This is a genomic window from Niallia sp. FSL W8-0951 (assembly GCF_038006525.1).
Lineage (GTDB): Bacteria > Bacillota > Bacilli > Bacillales > Cytobacillaceae > Niallia > Niallia circulans.
In genome coordinates this window covers 2310243-2329839 of record NZ_JBBOVK010000001.1, presented here as the reverse complement: position 1 = coordinate 2329839, position 19597 = coordinate 2310243, and the positions used below count along the sequence as shown (strand labels likewise).

Below are 19597 nucleotides of genomic sequence, written 5' to 3'. Positions count from 1 at the left end.
GAAGGTATATTCCTTTATGCTATTCTTATTTTTTGTAATCAAATTTAGACAAGAAACTATTTTTTGATGAAATTTTTTAGCCTCTCATGGTAATACTATAAATAAATAACAGAAAAAAGGGTGAAATGCATGAGATTTGGTGAAAAAAGTTCATCAACTAGTGAAATTGATTCCAAATTACTAGGCGTCGATTTTCACGATTTTATTCAAAGAGAAGGAAATTCAAATGCGATTGAGCTAGCTTCTGAATTCGGACTTTCATTAGGGGAAGTAAAAAAGCTAAAGAAACAACTAGGAAAATTATAATAGAGCGGGAAATCATTTTCATATCCTATTGACAATACAATCTTTCCTATTTATTATTAATTAAATAATAATAAATAATCTAGTAAAGCCATTGATCGAGAAGAGTATCTAAGAGACACATGAACAGAGAGGAAATGTCATAAAGGCTGCAAGCATTTCTACATGATGACTTAGAGAAAGAACACTCAGGGAGGCTTTCTTCTGAAAATATTCTTCATTAGTAGGTAGAAACGTGCGCAGGCGTTAACTGCAAAGTGGAAGATTTAAGAAAATCTTCAATTAGGGTGGTACCACGGGAAAAATCTCGTCCCTTGTATTCAGATGGATGCAAGGGACGAGATTTTTTTATTTGAAATATTACAAATAAAGCGCGGATATCAGACGCTTTTCTAATAGCAGGGAGGATACATAAAATGCATATTAATATTCCAAGAGGAACCCAAGATATTTTGCCAGGGACTGTAGAAAAGTGGCAGTATATTGAAGGGAAAATTAAACAACTTTGTGATCGATATCAATATAGCGAAATCCGCACTCCTATATTTGAACATACAGAACTATTTTTACGAAGTGTTGGGGACACAACGGATATTGTTACAAAGGAAATGTATACTTTTGAGGATCGAGGAAAAAGAAGCTTAACATTAAGACCAGAGGGAACAGCGGCGGTTGTTCGTTCATTTGTGGAGAATAAAATGCATGGATATGCATCTCAGCCAATTAAGCTCTTTTATTTAGGGCAAATGTTCCGGTATGAGAGACCACAAGCTGGACGTTTCCGTCAATTTGTCCAGTTTGGTGTGGAAGCAATTGGGAGTAAAGATCCTGCTATTGATGCGGAAGTGATTGCACTTGCTTATTCCGTTTATCAAACAATGGGATTATCAAAGTTAAAGGTAGTTGTTAACAGTTTAGGTGATAAAGAAAGTAGACAAGCTCACCGTGAAGCGCTAATTGCACACTTTAAACCGAGCATCGGGGAATTTTGTCATGATTGCCAAACAAGATTAGAGAAAAACCCAATGAGAATCTTAGATTGCAAAAAGGATCATGAACATCCATTAATGAAGTCTGCACCATCCATCCTAGAGTACTTAAACGAAGAGTCAAAAGCATACTTTGAAAAGGTACAAAAATATTTAACGGCTTTAAACATTCCCTTTGTTGTTGACTCTAATTTAGTTAGAGGTTTGGATTACTATAACCACACAGCTTTTGAAATAATGAGTGAAGCTGAAGGATTTGGCGCCATTACTACATTATGTGGTGGAGGCAGATACAATGGCTTAACAGAAGAATTAGGCGGCCCTGAAGCTCCTGGAATCGGCTTTGCTATGAGTCTAGAACGATTACTTTCTGCCCTTGAAGCGGAAAAAATCGAACTACCTATTGAAAAGAAGGTGGATTGCTATTTAGTTTCATTAGGAGAAGAAGCAAAGGATTACACGGTAGGATTAGTAAATGAACTTAGACAGGCTGGTTTCTCTGCTGAAAGAGATTATCTTGATCGCAAAGTAAAGGCCCAATTTAAAGCAGCTGATCGTCTTCACGCTAAATATGTCGCTGTTTTAGGAGAAAATGAATTGCAAAACAACAAAATTAATTTAAAACAGTTAGAAACAGGAGAACAAAAAGAAATTCCGCTTACAGAGCTTGTAAGTGCGCTAAAAGACTTTGGCTCATTCTAAGCAAGGATGTTTTCTTTGTTTTTAATAGGAAAGCAAAGAAAGCATCTGAATGAGTCGTTAGGAAGATAAAAATGTGAATACACAAATGTTGATTATAGGGAGGATACTTCATGTTTGGAAGAACATATTTTTGTGGTGAAGTAACAGAAAAATCGATTGGTGAGAGTATTGTTTTAAAAGGATGGGTGCAAAAAAGACGTGATCTAGGCGGGCTGATTTTCATTGATTTACGTGACCGTACAGGTATCGTTCAGGTAGTATTTAATCCAGAGATAAATAAAGAGGCCATCGAAATCGCTGATAAGGTAAGAAATGAATTTGTATTAGATATAAAAGGAAAAGTAGTTGCGCGCCAAGAAGGTACAGTCAATGAAAACCTTAAAACAGGAAAAATTGAAATAATCGCCGATGAAATTAAAATCATTAATGAAGCAAAAACTCCTCCATTCGTTATTTCTGATCAAACGGATGTTACAGAAGATGTACGTTTAAAATATCGCTATTTAGATGTTAGAAGACCTGTTATGTTTGAAACCTTAAAAATGCGTCATCAAGTCACAAAAGTGATGAGAGATTTTCTTGATAGTGAAGGGTTTTTGGATATTGAAACACCAATCTTAACAAAAAGTACGCCAGAAGGGGCAAGAGATTATTTAGTACCTAGCCGAGTTCATCCAGGTGAATTCTATGCATTGCCTCAGTCACCGCAAATTTTCAAGCAATTATTAATGGTCGGTGGAGTAGAGAGATACTATCAGATTGCTCGTTGTTTCCGTGATGAAGATTTACGTGCAGATCGACAGCCAGAATTCACACAGCTTGATTTGGAAACAAGCTTTATGAGTCAGGAAGATATTATGAACATGATGGAAGCAATGATGGCAAAAATCATGAAAGAAGTTAAGAATATCGATGTGACGCTCCCATTTCCAAGAATGCCTTATGATGAAGCAATGAGTAGATATGGATCAGACAAACCAGATACTCGTTTTGAGATGGAATTAGTTGACCTTTCTGAAATAGTGAAAGAATCTAGCTTTAAAGTATTTGCTTCAGCAGTTGAAACAGGCGGTCAAGTAAAAGCAATAAATGTAAAGAATGCAAGTGGAAACTATTCTCGTAAAGATATTGATGCATTGACAGAGTTTGTAAAAGTGTATGGAGCAAAAGGTCTTGCTTGGTTAAAAGCTGAAGAAGACGGCTTAAAAGGGCCTATTTCTAAGTTTATTTCCGAGACAGAGCAAAAAGGCTTTGAGCAAGCGTTAAATATTGAAGCAGGAGACCTGCTTTTATTCGTAGCTGATAAAAAGAATGTCGTTGCCGATGCATTAGGAGCACTGCGTTTAAAATTAGCAAAAGAGCTAGATTTAATTGATCAAAGTAAATTCAATTTCTTATGGGTGACAGATTGGCCGTTATTTGAATATGACGAAGAAGAAGGCCGTTTTTATGCAGCACATCATCCATTCACAATGCCTCAAAGAGCGGATTTAGAATTATTGGATACGAATCCTGAAGCAGTGAAAGCACAAGCTTATGACATTGTGTTAAATGGTTATGAGCTAGGCGGTGGTTCTCTACGTATATTTGAAAAAGAAATCCAAGAAAAAATGTTTAGCTTATTAGGATTTACTAAGGAAGAGGCTTATGCTCAATTTGGTTTCTTATTAGAAGCGTTTGAATATGGAACTCCACCACATGGAGGAATTGCAATTGGTTTAGATCGCTTAATTATGCTGCTATCTGGGCGCACGAATCTTCGTGATACAATTGCATTTCCTAAAACAGCAAGTGCAAGCTGTCTTTTGACAAATGCTCCAAGTGAAGTAAGTGAAAACCAATTAACAGATTTACATTTATCTTTGCAACTGAATAAATAATGATTAAGAGACTGGAATAGAAGTATTCCACCAAATATAGACCCGAACAATTATGCGGAGATATCAACAATATTTCGTATGATTGTTCGTTTTTTTATGTCGAAAAAGACGTTTTGTGATTCTTTTCTGGAGCTAAATACGCATCGCTTTCCAACTGGCTAGCCCATGAGGTTTAGCTATGAGATTGATTCTCTTTACTTATTACATATTTTGTTCCAACTCTCTCTTTTAGTACTTGCAAAATTTATACCTATCATTCAATAGAAAAAATTTAATTCTTATCGGGAAACAAGGAAAGGGTAGTGGTAGCTGATAAAAATTTATGTTATATTTCTTAAGTAATAATTTTATTCTTTCAGAATGAGAATTCCTGATAAGGGAATATGTAAACATAATTAGCTGGTAGGAAAAATTAAATGGAGTTGAAAACAGATGTTGCATCAATTTTCGAGAAATGAGCTAGCCATTGGCAAAGAAGGGCTAGAGACAATGAAAAACAGTACGGTTGCTGTTCTAGGAATCGGAGGCGTTGGTTCCTTTGCTGCAGAAGCGTTAGCTCGTTCAGGCGTAGGAAAATTAATCTTAATTGATAAGGATGATGTGGATATTACGAATGTCAATAGACAGGTAATTGCATTATTATCTACAGTTGGCCGTCCTAAAGTAGATATTATGAAAGAACGTATTGCAGATATTAATCCAGACTGTGAAGTAATTGCATTGAAAATGTTTTATACCGAAGAAACGTATGAAGAAATTTTTGCTTATGGCTTAGATTTTGTCATAGATGCATCTGATACGATTGCTTATAAAATTCACTTAATGAAAGAGTGTTTAAACCGAAATATTCCAATCATTTCAAGCATGGGCGCTGCAAATAAAATGGATCCTACTCGTTTCCAAATTGCAGATATTAGTAAAACACACACAGATCCAATTGCAAAAGTTATTCGTACAAGACTTCGTAAAGAAGGAATTAGAAAAGGGATTAACGTCGTATTTTCAGATGAAAGTCCCATTGTAATTCGTGAAGATGTTCGTAAAGTGGTCGGAAAAGATAATGCGCCAATTCGAAAGGCGAAAATGCCTCCTTCTTCTAATGCGTTTGTTCCTTCAGTGGCTGGGTTAATAATGGCTAGCCATGTCGTAAAAGAGTTGCTAAAAGAGATAAAAATCACACGTGTAAAAGATGAGAAATAATACCATAAAATGGCGGTAAATGTTTCTGGATTGAAAAGAGATTGGAACATAAGTGTCTAGCTTCCTTTAAACCAAAACAATTATACGAAAATGCTATGAAAAGCTACGTATAATTGTTTTGTTTTTTTACATGGAGATTATGGTGACTTTTCGTTCATCTAAATGGTGAGAAAAAGAGCCGAAGCCTATTGACTAGTATCGGAGTATTAGTGTACTATGTAGATAATACACTAATACAATGAGGTGGTTTAAGTGAATTCGTTTAATGGGCTATTAAAAAAAGATTTAAAGCTTGGTCTTCCTTTTCTGTACACGAGTATTATTATTGTCAGTTTGGGATTGATAACGTCTATTGTACTATCTAGTTATTACAAAACAATTATGTTGGTCGCAATTTTTGCCATCACTTTCTGTTTTGCGCATGTGTTTTATCTTCCATCTTTTTTATTAACTTCTTTGAATATAGAAGGGAAAACACAATTATGGCTTCATAATCCAAACAGCAGCATAAAACTCCTTTTATCAAAATGGATTACAGGAATCCTGTATTCGATAATATCATTGTTTTTAATGTTTAGTGTGGCAGTGATTAGTATGTATGTTGGAGAATTGAAACTAGCTTTCAATCAAACAAATTTATTTTTTATGTGTTTAATCCTATTAGGAATATCCATATACCTCAGCAGCTGGGTCTTTTTCTCATGGACACTTTATCACAGCATGAAAAAAATCGTATGGTTGAATAAAATACGCTGGGTCGTTTTAATCCTTCTTTGGAATATTTGGAATATTGCTGTCTACTGGTTTAATAGAATCCCGGTTATTGATGCTCTTAAAAGGAAATCAGTAATTTCTGTAGACAATACACTTGCTTTTGAAGCACGTCGGGATTTTTTTAAGGCTTCTATAGAAACAACAGAGATATCTATTTTTTCATTATGCGGATATATTCTAACACTCTTCTTCTTATTTCTAATAGCTTCTTGGTTATTGGAAAAGAAAGTGGAGGTGTAGATTACCATGGGAGATGAATTTGAATCATCCAGACCAATTTACATGCAGATCGTAGAAAAAATTACACAGCAAATTGCACGCTATGAACGGATGCCAGGAGATAAGTTGCCATCTGTTCGAGAAATGGCTATTGCATCTGGAGTAAATCCAAATACGATTCAACGGACGTACGGTGAATTGGAAAGGATGAAGATTGTGGAAACGAGAAGAGGTCAGGGTACATTTATAACCGAATCAGAAGATATTATAGAGGAGCTAAGAACAAAGCTTCAACATGATTTACTGGAACAGTTTATTCGTAATATGCAAGAGCTAGGAATCAAAAAAGAAGAAATGGTTCAGTTATTAGAAATCTATCTTCAAGAGAAGAAGGGTGAAAAGTAAATGATACAATTTCGCAATGTAACCAAAAGATATGGTAGAGAGTATGCAGTGGAAAATGTAAATTTAACCTTAGAAGAGGGAAAAATTTATGGTCTTCTTGGTACAAATGGAAGTGGAAAATCAACCACGTTGAAAATGATTGCTGGTCTTGTCCAGCCGACTAATGGCAAGGTGTTAGTCAATGGAAAAAATGCTACGCGTAGAATTGCAGAGGATGTTTCATATTTAACGGAGCTAGACCGTTTTTATGAATCTTTTACTATTCAAGAAATGATACGATTTACAGCCTCGCAGTTTCATGATTTTCAGCTTGGCAAAGCGCAAGAATTACTAGAATTTATGCAGTTAGAGCAACATAAAAAAATAAAGAATCTTTCGAAGGGAAACAGAGGAAGACTGAAGCTTGTTCTTTGTTTAGCTCGGTCAGCGCCAATTTTATTACTCGATGAACCTTTTTCAGGTTTAGATCCACTGGTGCGGGAATCAATCGTTAAAGGATTATTAAACTATATTGATTTTGAAAAACAGACCGTTGTGATAGCAACACATGAGATAGTAGAGGTTGAATCCATTTTAGATAATATAGTTGTTTTAAATAATGGGAATGTAATCGCCAATCTTTCAGTAGAGGATTTAAGGGAAGAAAAAGGTCAATCCATTATCGAGTGGATGAAGGCAAATATAAACAAATGAAAGGCTGGTAAAAAATAGTGACATCCGTAGTGGAATTAAAAAATGTCTCAAAAATAATCAAAGGAAGAAAAATAATTGATTCGTTGAGTTTCCAAGTAGAAGCAGGAGAAGTATTTGGTTTTCTTGGTCCAAATGGTGCAGGGAAAACAACAACGATCCGGATGATTGTTGGTCTCATTAATATGAGTGATGGGGATATCACTATTTGCAAGGAGAGTGTTCGCGATCAGTTTGAGAAAGCAATCCAGCATGTTGGAGCCATTGTAGAGAACCCGGAAATGTACAAATTTTTGAGTGGGTATGAAAATCTTCTGCACTATGCTCGAATGGTGAAAGGTATATCAAAGCAAAAAATAATGGAGACAGTTGAATTAGTTGGTTTAAAAGATCGAATTCATGATAAAGTTCGCACTTATTCACTTGGAATGCGACAACGTTTAGGCCTTGCGCAAAGCCTTTTGCATGATCCTAAAGTATTAATCTTAGATGAGCCAACGAATGGATTAGATCCTGCAGGGATAAGAGAGATAAGAGACCATTTAAGAATGCTAGCTAGAGAGAGAAACATGGCAGTTATTGTTTCCAGTCACTTGTTATCAGAGATGGAAATGATGTGTGATCGCATCGGCATTATTCAAGAAGGTAAACTGGTCGATGTCCAGTTAGTAAAGGACTTTGTTGCAGTAGAGCAAGTATTTGAAATGGAGCTTCATCCTGTTGATAAAGCCATAAGTCATATACATGGAATGATGCCGGAAGTGCAAGTTATGCCAAAAGAGCAGGGAATTCATATTACGGTAACAAAAGAACAAATACCTGGAATAATAAAAGCACTTGCTTTACAGGACGTTCAGATTTTTGGCATAAAAGAAGTATCGAAAACATTAGAAGATCGATTTTTAGAATTGACTAACCACAGGAAGGATCTGAATTAATGCAGCTAATAAGAAATGAATGGATGAAGATATGGAAACGTCCAGCAACATTAGTAATGATCGTGCTCTTATTAATTGCTGTTTTATTGCTTGGTGCTTTTAATAAATATCAATCAAGTGGATTTTCTGTCCCTGATAATGAGAACTGGAAACATGGACTTGAATTAGAAAATAAGCGCTATAATGAACAGCTGGAAGATGAACACCTTCCTGAAGAAACAAGGAATTATTATACAAAAAAAATAGCTATAAACGAGTATAGAATTACACATAATTTTAGTACAAATGTAGAATACTCTGCATGGGATTTTGTTGCTGATAGTATCCAACTTCTTAGTCTTGCAGGCTTATTTACAATTATTATTGCAGCTGGAATCGTAGCAAACGAGTTTAATTGGGGAACGATAAAACTTCTCCTTATTCGTCCATTAAGCAGAATAAAGATTCTATTATCAAAATATTTAACGGTATTACTTTTCGGGTTTTTAACTATTTTTATCATCTTTGCCTTTTCTTTTATATTAGGTGCCATTCTGTTTGGACTGCCGAAAGAAGTGTATCCATATTTATTTTATTCCAATGGGGTAGTGAAGGAACAAAGCATTCTCATGCATTTAATAAGCTATTATGGATTAAATTCGATCAGTTTATTTATGCTCACTACAATGGCATTTATGATTTCTTCCGTTTTCCGGAATAGTTCACTCGCAATTGGGATATCGATTTTCTTAATGTTTATGGGTAATACAGTCACTTTATTATTAGCGAACTGGTTTGATTGGGCGAAATATTTATTATTTGCTAACACTGATTTAACACAATATTTGGAAGGAACTCCTTTAGTGAGCGGCATGACTTTGTCTTTCTCGATTACTATGCTCGTTATTTATTTTGTCGTATTCATCGGCTTAGCTTTTTGGGTGTTTAGGAAGAGAGATGTTGCGGCGTAATCATAGAATGAGGTCTTTTATGGACTTCATTCTATTTTTCTTCTTTCCTATCTTTACGTTATAATGGATGTAAGAAGTTAAACAAGAAGGTGTATAAATGAACGGGGAACCACTTGCTTATCGAATGCGCCCGACGAATCTTGATGAAGTAGTCGGGCAAAAGGATATTATCGGAAAAACAACCAGTTTATATAAAATGATTAAAAATGGTCATGTTCCATCGATGTTATTGTATGGAGAGCCTGGCATTGGGAAAACCTCGATTGCCTTTGCTATTGCTGGTACAACAAAATTACCTTTTATTGCACTAAATGCGACTACATCAGGAAAGAAGGATGTGGAAGCGGTAGTGGATGAAGCAAGATTGACAGGGAAAGTCATTCTTTTTTTAGATGAAATTCATCGTTTTAATAAAGCGCAGCAGGATTATTTACTTCCTCATGTGGAGAGAGGGGATATTGTTTTAATAGGTGCTACTACGGAAAATCCCTACCATGATGTAAATCCTGCGATTCGCAGTAGATGTGGACAAATCAAGCAGTTAAAAAGATTAACGGATGATGATATTGAAGAATTATTGCATCGAGCATTACAAGATGAAAAAGGGCTTGCGAATCTGTCCATTCAAATTTCAAAGGAACAAATTGCAAAAATTGCAAAAGGCACTAATGGAGATGCAAGAAAATCATTAACTCTTCTAGAGTCTATTGTCTATTCATCTGATAAAGAGGACGACGTTTTTATTATCAAGGATGATACCATTGACCAAATGATTGAAAAGGTCGGTGTTTTTGGCGATAAAAAAGGCTCGCATTTCTATAATTTATTATCTAGTCTGCAGAAAAGTATCCGAGGTAGTGATGTAGATGCCGCCTTATATTATCTCGCTCATTTATTAGAAACAGGAGATTTAGTTGCCGTAAATAGGAGATTGTTAGTCATTGCCTATGAAGATGTTGGCCTTGCCAATACATCTGTCGGCAATAATGTTTTAGCAGCAGTGACGGCGAGTGAGCGACTTGGTTTACCAGAAGCGCGAATTCCTTTATCTGTAGCGGTAGTGGAAATGTGTTTATCCTCTAAATCGAACGCAGCCTATAAAGCATTAGATGCCGCCATAGCAGATGTCCGCAATGGCAGAGTCGGGGATATCCCTATGCATTTAAGGGATGGTCATTATGAAGGAAGCAAGAAGTTAGGACATGTTGGGTATATTTATCCGCATGACTATCCAATTGGAACGTTTGGTGGATGGGTTGATCAAGAATATTTCCCGGAAAAACTTAAAGGAACTCAGTATTATCATCCAACTGAAGCTGGTGAGGAGAAGAAGCTGGGGGCAATATATGATAAGCTTAAAGGATTTAAAAAAAATAAATAAGCATAGACTTATATAATGGAGTCTAGTTAAATGACACGCACGAATGGTAAGGCAGTCATTTAACTAGGCTTCTTTTTTAAGGTTTTTTTAAAATTTCTAAACAAACATTTTCAAGAGATGGCAGATAAATATCGTTTCCGCCAATCTATATTTTTTGTTATAATCTTCATTTTTTCAATTATCTAAGAAAAATACTGACTTTCCTTTATTTTATAGATTGAAAAAGAGGCGTCTAAAGATTAAATTGAAAGTGCTTACATTTTAGTGAGCGGTTATTTCACTAACGAATAATTAAAAACAAGGGGTTGAAAAAATGAAAAAGTCGATTAAAAAAGTATTTTTGCTTCTTTTATGTATTCCGTTTTTATTAATTGGTTGTTCAAGCGAAAGTAATTCAACATCTGATGATGGGAAGGTTGATGGAAAAACCCAGATTAAAATTACATGGAGAGATGTAGGAGAGCATGATAAATTAAAAAAATATTTAACAAACACGTTTATCCCAGAATTTGAAAAAGAAAACCCAGACATAAAAATAGTTTTATCGCCGATTACAGCTAGTGAGGGGGATTATTTTTCTAAAGTGGCTTTATCGATGCAATCAGAAAGTACAGCACCTGATGTGGTTGCAGAAGACTCCTTTATGTTAAATTCAGATGCGAATGCAGGCTATCTCTTACCACTTGATGATTATGTGCGTGATTGGGATCAATGGCAATATTATACAGAAAATTTAAAGTCAGGTTCGATTGGAGAAGATGGGAAATTATATGCCATTCCAGGAACATCTGATTCTCGCGGGTTATGGTATAACAAAAATGTTTTCAAAAAAGCTGGTCTGCCGGAAGACTGGCAGCCTAAAAACTGGGATGAGATTATAGAAGCTGCTGAAAAAATAAAAGATTCAGCTAAGGATGTTATTCCTCTTTCTATGGGAGTAGCTAAAGCAAACGGGGAATCCGTATCGATGCAGACTTTTGAAATGCTGCTCTACGGGACAGACGATGTGTTATTTGATGCTGATACAAAGAAATGGCATGTGAATACAAAAGGAATAGAAGAATCCTTACAATTTATTGATCTAGTATATAATCAGAAAAAATTAGGACCGCCTCTATCTATTGCCATTAACAGCAACTATAGTTCCGTTTTATTCCAAGAAAAGTTCCCAAATGATGAAGCAGGAATTATATTAGATGGATTTTGGAATACAGGTAATTATACAGAAATAGGAGCAGTTCCAATGGATAATGTCACGGAACGATTTGGTTTTGCGGCCATGCCGACTCAAAATGGACAAGAGCCTGGCACTACGACTATGTCTGGAGGATGGACATGGGCAATTCCATCTAAAGCAAAAAATCCAGATGCTTCATGGAAGGTTATCCAAGCTTTAGGTGGGAAAGAACAGCAGGCAGCTCGCGCTGTTGCAGAAGGAAACTTAACAGTACGTGATGATTCAGCGGAAGTTCCCGCCTATAAAGAACAAAATTTCATTTCGGAAGCAACGGAGTATTTGAAGAATGCTCATTTCCGTCCTGCTAATGACAAATATCCGAATGTTTCCGTAGAAATACAAACGATGGTGGAGGCAGTCGCAACTGGTAGCAAGACACCAAAACAAGCTGCCGAGGATTATGCAAACAATGTAATCAGGATTGTCGGCGAAGAAAACGTAGTTAAATAACTGTACAAAAGGCTGAACACTTGACCAGCAGGGAAATTTACTCCCTATTCCTTGTATGGTCATCACCTGTTGTTATAGTGATAACCTTTTTAAAGGTGGGATGAAATTGGAAGCAGTATTAGGAAAAAAGCCAAAACGAAAAGGACAGTCGGATCATGTTAAGGCAGCTATTTTTCTCGCTCCGACCTGGCTTTTATTATTGATATTTTTCATTGGACCGATGCTATTAACATTACTTTTTTCATTTACAAACTTAGCTCTGACTGGTGCAGAAGCTAGTCAGCTAAGGTTTGTAGGATTTGAAAACTTTACCCGGATGTTTCAAGATCCCGACTTCCGTGTCAGTGTGTGGAATACAATTGTTTTTGTTTTTTTCTCAGCGGTGCTCGGACAATGTTTCTTTGGCTTTTTGATCGCCTTTTTAATGAAAGAGAAAAATAAAACATTTAGAAGAATTGTTGGTTTAATCATAATTGCCGCCTGGGTAACTCCAGAAGTTGTGGTAGCATTTTGCTGGGTGGCATTTCTTGGTGAAAGCGGAACTGCTAATTGGCTGTTGAGTCTTTTTGATATTAAACCGATTGCCTGGTTATTTACTTTCCCAATGGTGAGTGTTGTGATTGCGAATATGTGGAGAGGAACTGCTTTCTCCATGATGGTATTTCAAGCAGCTTTAGACGATATTCCAAAAGATGTGGAAGAAGCAGCCATTATGGATGGTGCCAGTCGATTTCAGGTTATTCGCTATATCACCATCCCTATGGTAAAAGGAACAATCGCCACAAATATGATGTTAGTTACGCTGCAAACACTTGGAGTATTTGCTTTAATTTATACAATGACTGGAGGAGGTCCAGGGGTAAGTACAGCAACGCTTCCTGTATTTATGTATAAACAGGCATTTGTCAGTTATCAGTTAGGCTATGGGACAGCGATTTCCTTTGTGTTATTAGTATTGGGTGCAATTGCCAGCTTCATATATATGAAAACCTTGAAAGTGAAAGTGTAGGTGAAGTGAGTTGGTTCAAAAAGGATATAGAGTGGAAAAACTTATTCATTATTTAATCTTGTCTATTCTGGCAATTTTGTTTTTGCTGCCGTTATTATGGATGCTATTTGCATCAGTGGATCCAGGGGCAATTCAGGCACTGAAGATGCCAGAAAAGATAACCTTAGACAACTTTAAGTCAATATTATCTGAAGCTGCGATTTTGCGTTCGTTTTTTATTGGAATAGGAATATCGACTTCACAGGCATTGTTGGTTGTGATTTTATGTGTGCTGGCTGCTTATCCATTGTCTAGGTATACATTAAAATATAAAAATAGTTTTATGATGACCATTTTGTTCATGACTTCCTTACCAATGACAGCCGTTATTGTACCGGTGTTTCAGTTATTTCTTTATTTGAAATTTCAAGATTCCTTGATAGCGATGACGCTTTTTTTAACAGCTTCTTCCTTGCCATATGGTATTTGGATGATGAAGAATTTTATGGATTCTATTCCCTTGGATTTAGAAGAATCAGCCTGGGTCGATGGAGCATCTATCTTTCAAGGAATAAAAAAAATTGTTGCTCCCTTAATGCTTCCCGGAATATTCACAGTTGCTATCTTTACTTTTACAGGCAGCTGGGGAAATTATTTTGTTCCTTATATCCTCATTCAAAGTCCAGAAAAGCTGCCGGCTTCTGTAACGATCTTTCAATTTTTCGGTAACTTTGGAATGGTTAATTACGGCAGGTTGGCAGCATTTTCAGTAATGTATACACTGCCTGTTGTTATTTTGTATACAATTTCACAAAATTTCATGTCAAAGGGCTTCAGTTTAGGTGGAGCTACGAAAGGATAGGGTGCTATGTTTTATACAATCGAAAAATTAGAAAATAGAATGAAAGAATTAAATCCTTACCGTTACATGGAAAGAAAAAGTCTTAACAATTGGAAAGCAAAAGAAAGCATAGAAGGAGCCGAGAAATATCCACCTAGTAATTCGACTGAGTGGCAAGACTTTTCGTTAGGCGATATTTGGGAAGGAAGGGACTATTATTTATGGATTCAAACAACGTTTAAAGTTCCTAAATCAGATGGAAGAATAGTCTTACTATTGGATTTTGGTCGAACAGGCGGCGGCTATAATTCCGGATTTGAATCCTTGCTTTTTGTGGACGGCCACCCATACCAAGGCGTTGACTCTAATCATAAAGAAGTCTTTCTTGACCCTGAATATTATGGAAAGGAAGTAACACTTTCCTTGAAATTATGGTCCGGATTGGAAGGTGGTGGACCTGAGCAAATCCAATCACATACATTTAAGGTGGCCGAATATGCAATTTTAAATGAAGAATGTGATGATTTATATTTTACTGCAGATTGTATTTTAAAAACGATTAAACAATTAAAAGAGGATGACCCAAAACGATATGAACTTTTGCCTTTATTAGAAAAAACCATGAAATATATCGACTGGTCCTATCCAGGGAGTCCTGCTTTTTATAAAAGTATAAATTTAGCTAATGATAATTTGCAAAAAGGAATAGACGCTTTAGAAAAGCGCGAGTTAGTGACAATCACCGCGATTGGTCATACCCATATTGATGTCGCTTGGTTATGGAGACTGAAGCATACAAGAGAGAAAGCCGCACGTAGTTTTTCGACTGTTCTACAGTTAATGAAGCAATATCCAGACTATATCTTTTTACAAACTCAGCCCCAACTCTATCAATATATAAAAGAAGATTATCCGGAGATCTATGAACAAATAAAAAATAGAATAGAAGAGGGCCGTTGGGAAATAGATGGTGCTATGTGGCTGGAAGCTGATTGTAATATACCATCTGGCGAATCACTAACTCGGCAAATTCTCCATGGAACACAATTTATAAAAAAAGAATTCCATAAAGATGTCCACTATCTATGGCTGCCAGATGTTTTTGGTTATTCATGGGCATTGCCTCAGATTTTAAAAAAGAGTGGGATAGATACATTTATGACGACAAAAATAAGCTGGAATCAATACAACCGGATGCCACATGATACTTTTGTCTGGCGGGGGATAGATGGATCAGAGGTGTTAACCCATTTTATTACTACACCAGAACCAGGAAAAGACTTAGTAGATAATCAATGGGCATCTCGCTGGTTTTATACGTATAATGGACAGTTGGAACCAGAAACAGTGTTAGGCAGCTATAAAGCTTATCGGAATAAAGATGTAAATAAACAACTGCTTATATCGTATGGGTATGGAGACGGTGGCGGTGGAGTCACAAGAGATATGTTAGAAAATCGCCGTCGTATGGATAAAATCCCGGGTCTTCCACATGTGAAAACAGGGCGTGCGGATGAATTTTTTCAACAGCTTCATGACACTATTGATTCTGCAGATAATTACGTTCATACATGGGATGGGGAATTATATTTAGAATATCATCGAGGAACCTATACATCTCAAGCCTTTGTCAAAAAAATGAATCGCAGATTAGAGTTAACTTTAAGAGAACTAGAAATTTTGTATACAGCTGTACAAGTATCAAAAGGAATTCATTATCCAAAGGAAGAAATAACGAACATATGGGAAGTGTTATTGCGTAATCAATTTCATGATATTATCCCTGGTTCATCTATAAAAGAAGTTTATCAAGATCATAAGGTAGAGATAGAAGAAGCGATGGAAAGCTCTACCCAACTCTTAGCACGGTTAGATGATGCAGCAATAAATCAATGGACTGTCTTTAACTCGGCTGGCTGGGTGAGAAAGGAATTAGTAACAATTGATAAAAAGGAATCTGGCAAATTTTTAACGGATTCTGGAGAAGAATTGGAAGCAGTGCCGTGTGAAGAAGGATATCTTGTCCAGACACCGACTATTCCAGCTTTCGGAACTTGTATTCTGAAATTTGAGCCGATGGAAGTAAAAAGAGTGGAAGCTCCTTTTGTAAAAGCAGTAGAAAGCGGTATAGACACGAATAATTATCTAATTCGCTGGAATGAGAAAGGACAGTTAATTAGCATTTATGATAAACAGTATCATCGCGAGGTACTTAAAGAAAATGGCTTTGGGAACAGGCTTCAATTATTTGAAGATAAACCAATGAACTTTAATGCATGGGATATCGACATATTTTATCAAGAAAAGTATAACGAGTTAGCCGCAGAATCGATTACCATTAAAGAACAAAACAACCTATACGCAAAGGTTGAATTTGTTTATTCATTTGGTACTTCGAGAATTATTCAATATATGCAGGTTTATAAACATTCACGTCGAATAGATTTTATTACAAAGGCAGATTGGAAAGAAAGGGAACAATTACTGAAAGCAGGATTTGATGTCGATATTCGCAATACTGTCGCAACGTATGATATTCAATATGGCAATGTCCAGCGACCTACACATTGGAATACCAGCTGGGATCTGGCGAAATTCGAGACAGTAGCACACCAGTGGGTGGACTATTCACAAAGGGACTATGGAGTCAGTATACTTAATGACTGTAAGTACGGCCATGATATAAAAGACCAAACAATGAGAATTACCTTATTAAAAGGGGGAATATATCCAGACCCATCAGCTGATATAGGAATGCATGAATTTACGTATAGTCTTCTACCACATACAGGAGATTTCGTAGATGGAAGAACGGTTGAAGAAGCTTGGGCTCTAAATCAGCCATTATCTATATTAAAAGGGAATCAAGTGAATCGGAGACTATTTAAATGGCATACAGAAGAAAGCGTATACATCGATGCTGTTAAAGCGGCGGAAAATGGTCAAGGGATTATATTACGAGTGCATGACCACCTAGGAAGTAATAGAGTGCTAACTTTAGAACCATTATTTGATTGTCGACAATGGAATGAAACAAATTTGCTGGAGAAAGACATGGAACCTCCTGTGGATATAGAGGGAAATATTACATTGGAGTTAAGTCCCTATGAAATAAAAACAATACGTATTGTATAAAGCTAATCATTTTTTTAGCGGTTAATAGGTGGAAGGCTTATTCCCACCTATTAATCATCTTTATACCATAAGTTTACATACCTCTTCTAAATATTGTTTTTTATTATAACTTAGAAAATATAATTGGAATAATAACAAAAAGAGGGGGATATTATGTTTCGGAAAACTATTTTTAAGAAATTATTTCTATCATTCTCCGTGGTTATCATTATCTATACTTCTATTATTTTATTTGTGACAATCTCGCAAGAATATTCCCAAAATCGGCTAGAAATAAATAAATTAAATGAAATGTTTTTGGAAAGAGAAAGTAATATAATTGACTATCGCCTAGATGTTTCCTTAAATGTAGTCAAGCTGTTATCCCAGCAAGATGTTATTGCAGAATTTTTAAAGGAAAATCAGTTTAATTATAGTATATATAGTAAATTGTTTAATGAGTTAACAGGCAATCATTTTTCAAATGATCAGTTAGGTTTTAATCTTGCTGTTTTAAAAGATTATGGGACAGATGTAACTAGTTCAGATGGTTATTTTTTGTTTAAAGACTATATGAAATTTATTCACATGGATGAAAATTTCACAGAATTAGAAGCTTTTATGGATTCAAAAGGAAACAATGATTTACAGTGTTATGACGCCAAAGATAAACTGGTTATTGTCAATAAAATCTATTATCAGCAGGAAAAGCAATATCTCTATTTTTTCATTGTGTGGGAGAAAAAGGACTTATTAACGAGCAATTTACCAGATACGAATAGTATTCTTGCGATTGTTAATAAGTCTGCCTTAGCCTCTACTACCATAAAGGGAGAAAACGTACTTGCTAGTTTTTTACCGGTGAAAAAAACCCATGAAAATCAAATTGTTTATCGTTCGGTTAATCAATACAATGGCTATCAAAAACGTTCCAATGCGATACCAACTATTCATTATTTATATATAACGAATGTACATACAGGAATTGGATTACCCATTCATACCCTTACAAGTATCGGAGTAATTTTATTTGTGCTCCTTTTGTTAGGTTTTGTTCTAACTACCACCTTAAGCAGAAAATCTTATTCACCCATTGAAGAAATTATCAAAAATATTAAAAGTGGAGAGGAAAAGAATAGTTCGGACAGTTATATAAAAAATGAGTTGGACTATATTATCTCTAAAATTCATACTATCAATAAAACCAATCAAAACTTAGTACAGCTCCAACAAAGCTCATTAGTTGATTTGCAAGAAAACTTTCTCAAAAACATTATTTATGAAAATTATGATAAGCAAAATATGGAGAGAAGGTTGAAACTCCTCCAATTAGATCCATTCTGTCAGGGTGGAATTCTTGTGATTATATCCATGCAGGGGATTTCTGAATGGGAATCCAATTTAAGTGAAGGGAATATTTTAACATTAAGAAAAAAAGTATTAGCTTTATTTAATGAAAAAGAAACCAATCAAAAATTTATTTCTTTTCCCATTGATTATAAACATTTTTGTTTGTTTTTTGCAGAAAAAAATCAGCACCTAATTTTAGATGTTTTACATCGAATGATTGGGAGGATAGAGCAAGAATTAGGAGTAGAAATCGTTTTTACCCTCTCGCAAGCCTTTTCATCGTTAATAGAATTACCAAAAATATTTAAAACTTCCTTTCAACTTATGGAACAGAAATATTCTTTTATTGATACAAAATCTCTATGCAGCAGCCATATTCCATTATCATCTGGGAAGGATTATTCCTATAGTGTAGAAACGGAAAGCATTTTAATAAATTTTATGCAGAAAAGAGAGCTGAAGTATGCCAAGAAGTTGATAAATGAGATAGTTGAAACAAATTTTAGAGAAGAAAGCATGGATATCTATAATATTTATGATTTTCGAAATGCTCTCATCAATACGATAAAGAGAATCTTGAATAAATGTAATCTGTCTTTTAGCGATTTTTTAAAGGATAATAAAGCTCTATTCTTTCATTTAAACAGTACAGATATCGAGATACTAAAGAACACCTTCATCGATATATTCAATGAGTTAATGTTACTTTTAGAAGAAAAACATTCCATTAAACTTTCCACTGTAGAAAATGTTCTTCGTTATATTCAAGAAAATTACACAAGCGATCTATCTTTAGGGGAAGTAGCAGATCATTTTCAATTAAGTGAATCCTATGTTAGCAAGTTGATTAAAGATCATTTAAAATCCTCGTTTAAAAATTATGTAAATCAATTAAAGGTAGAAAAATCAAAAATTTTATTGGAATCAGGTAAATATATGGTATCCGAGGTTGGCGAAATGGTTGGCTGTAAAAATGTGAATACTTTTATTAGGATTTTTAAGCAGCATGAAGGAATAACACCAGGAAAATATGTTATCAATAAAATGGCTAAAACATAAGAATTCTCAACCAAATAACCCCGCGTAATTATACGTACATACTAAGAGAAGTTCGTATAATTGTTCGGGGTTTTATTAATTTTAGAAAAAAGGTTCCGCAGCCTGAATACACTTCGCTTTCCATGGG

Annotated in this window: 15 protein-coding genes and 1 other annotated feature; all 15 genes read left to right on the top strand. The window is 35.3% G+C overall.

All coding sequences use genetic code 11. The annotated features are described in order from the left end of the window. The first annotated feature begins 129 nt into the window (after window positions 1-129). The 15 genes from NSS71_RS11750 (at window position 130) to NSS71_RS11680 (ending at window position 19470) form a co-directional block, all read left to right on the top strand. On the top strand, window positions 130-306 hold the full coding sequence (locus NSS71_RS11750; protein ID WP_047944312.1) for a hypothetical protein: 177 nt from the start codon (window positions 130-132) through the stop codon (window positions 304-306). 82 nt (window positions 307-388) lie between these two features. Further along, window positions 389-621: a binding site (T-box leader), on the top strand. 98 nt (window positions 622-719) lie between these two features. Next, on the top strand, window positions 720-1994 hold the full coding sequence (gene hisS, locus NSS71_RS11745; RefSeq protein WP_047944313.1) for a histidine--tRNA ligase: 1275 nt from the start codon (window positions 720-722) through the stop codon (window positions 1992-1994). A gap of 110 nt (window positions 1995-2104) precedes the next feature. Beyond that, window positions 2105-3874: an aspartate--tRNA ligase gene (gene aspS / locus NSS71_RS11740; RefSeq protein WP_095322633.1), complete on the top strand. Its 1770-nt coding sequence runs from the start codon at window positions 2105-2107 to the stop codon at window positions 3872-3874. Window positions 3875-4306: 432 nt separating this feature from the next. After that, window positions 4307-5074 carry a tRNA threonylcarbamoyladenosine dehydratase gene (locus tag NSS71_RS11735; protein ID WP_047944315.1) on the top strand — a complete coding sequence of 256 codons (768 nt, stop codon included), beginning with the start codon at window positions 4307-4309 and terminating at the stop codon, window positions 5072-5074. Between the two features lie 252 nt (window positions 5075-5326). Continuing rightward, window positions 5327-6088 carry a hypothetical protein gene (locus NSS71_RS11730; RefSeq protein ID WP_095258106.1) on the top strand — a complete coding sequence of 254 codons (762 nt, stop codon included), beginning with the start codon at window positions 5327-5329 and terminating at the stop codon, window positions 6086-6088. A 6-nt stretch (window positions 6089-6094) separates the two neighbouring features. Next, complete coding sequence (locus tag NSS71_RS11725; protein WP_341151715.1) at window positions 6095-6472, top strand: GntR family transcriptional regulator; 378 nt, start codon at window positions 6095-6097, stop codon at window positions 6470-6472. Beyond that, window positions 6473-7165, top strand: a complete 693-nt coding sequence (locus NSS71_RS11720) for an ABC transporter ATP-binding protein (protein WP_047944318.1) — start codon at window positions 6473-6475, stop codon at window positions 7163-7165. 17 nt (window positions 7166-7182) lie between these two features. Next, window positions 7183-8100, top strand: coding sequence for an ABC transporter ATP-binding protein (locus tag NSS71_RS11715; protein WP_341151714.1), 918 nt, complete (start codon window positions 7183-7185; stop codon window positions 8098-8100). Then, window positions 8100-9050 carry an ABC transporter permease gene (locus NSS71_RS11710; protein WP_341151713.1) on the top strand — a complete coding sequence of 317 codons (951 nt, stop codon included), beginning with the start codon at window positions 8100-8102 and terminating at the stop codon, window positions 9048-9050. The genes NSS71_RS11715 and NSS71_RS11710 overlap by 1 nt, the downstream gene beginning before the upstream one ends. A gap of 97 nt (window positions 9051-9147) precedes the next feature. Next, on the top strand, window positions 9148-10431 hold the full coding sequence (locus NSS71_RS11705; protein ID WP_061800797.1) for a replication-associated recombination protein A: 1284 nt from the start codon (window positions 9148-9150) through the stop codon (window positions 10429-10431). A gap of 313 nt (window positions 10432-10744) precedes the next feature. Continuing rightward, entirely contained in the window at window positions 10745-12118 is a 1374-nt protein-coding gene (locus NSS71_RS11700; RefSeq protein WP_341151712.1) for an extracellular solute-binding protein, read from the top strand. Window positions 12119-12224: 106 nt separating this feature from the next. Then, a complete protein-coding gene (locus NSS71_RS11695; RefSeq protein ID WP_201781404.1) occupies window positions 12225-13127 on the top strand; it encodes a carbohydrate ABC transporter permease in 903 nt (300 codons plus the stop codon). 10 nt (window positions 13128-13137) lie between these two features. Next, window positions 13138-13968 carry a carbohydrate ABC transporter permease gene (locus tag NSS71_RS11690; protein ID WP_047944325.1) on the top strand — a complete coding sequence of 277 codons (831 nt, stop codon included), beginning with the start codon at window positions 13138-13140 and terminating at the stop codon, window positions 13966-13968. A gap of 6 nt (window positions 13969-13974) precedes the next feature. Beyond that, on the top strand, window positions 13975-17082 hold the full coding sequence (locus NSS71_RS11685; RefSeq protein ID WP_341151711.1) for an alpha-mannosidase: 3108 nt from the start codon (window positions 13975-13977) through the stop codon (window positions 17080-17082). Between the two features lie 153 nt (window positions 17083-17235). Next, complete coding sequence (locus NSS71_RS11680; RefSeq protein WP_095258107.1) at window positions 17236-19470, top strand: helix-turn-helix transcriptional regulator; 2235 nt, start codon at window positions 17236-17238, stop codon at window positions 19468-19470. Window positions 19471-19597: the final 127 nt, after the last annotated feature.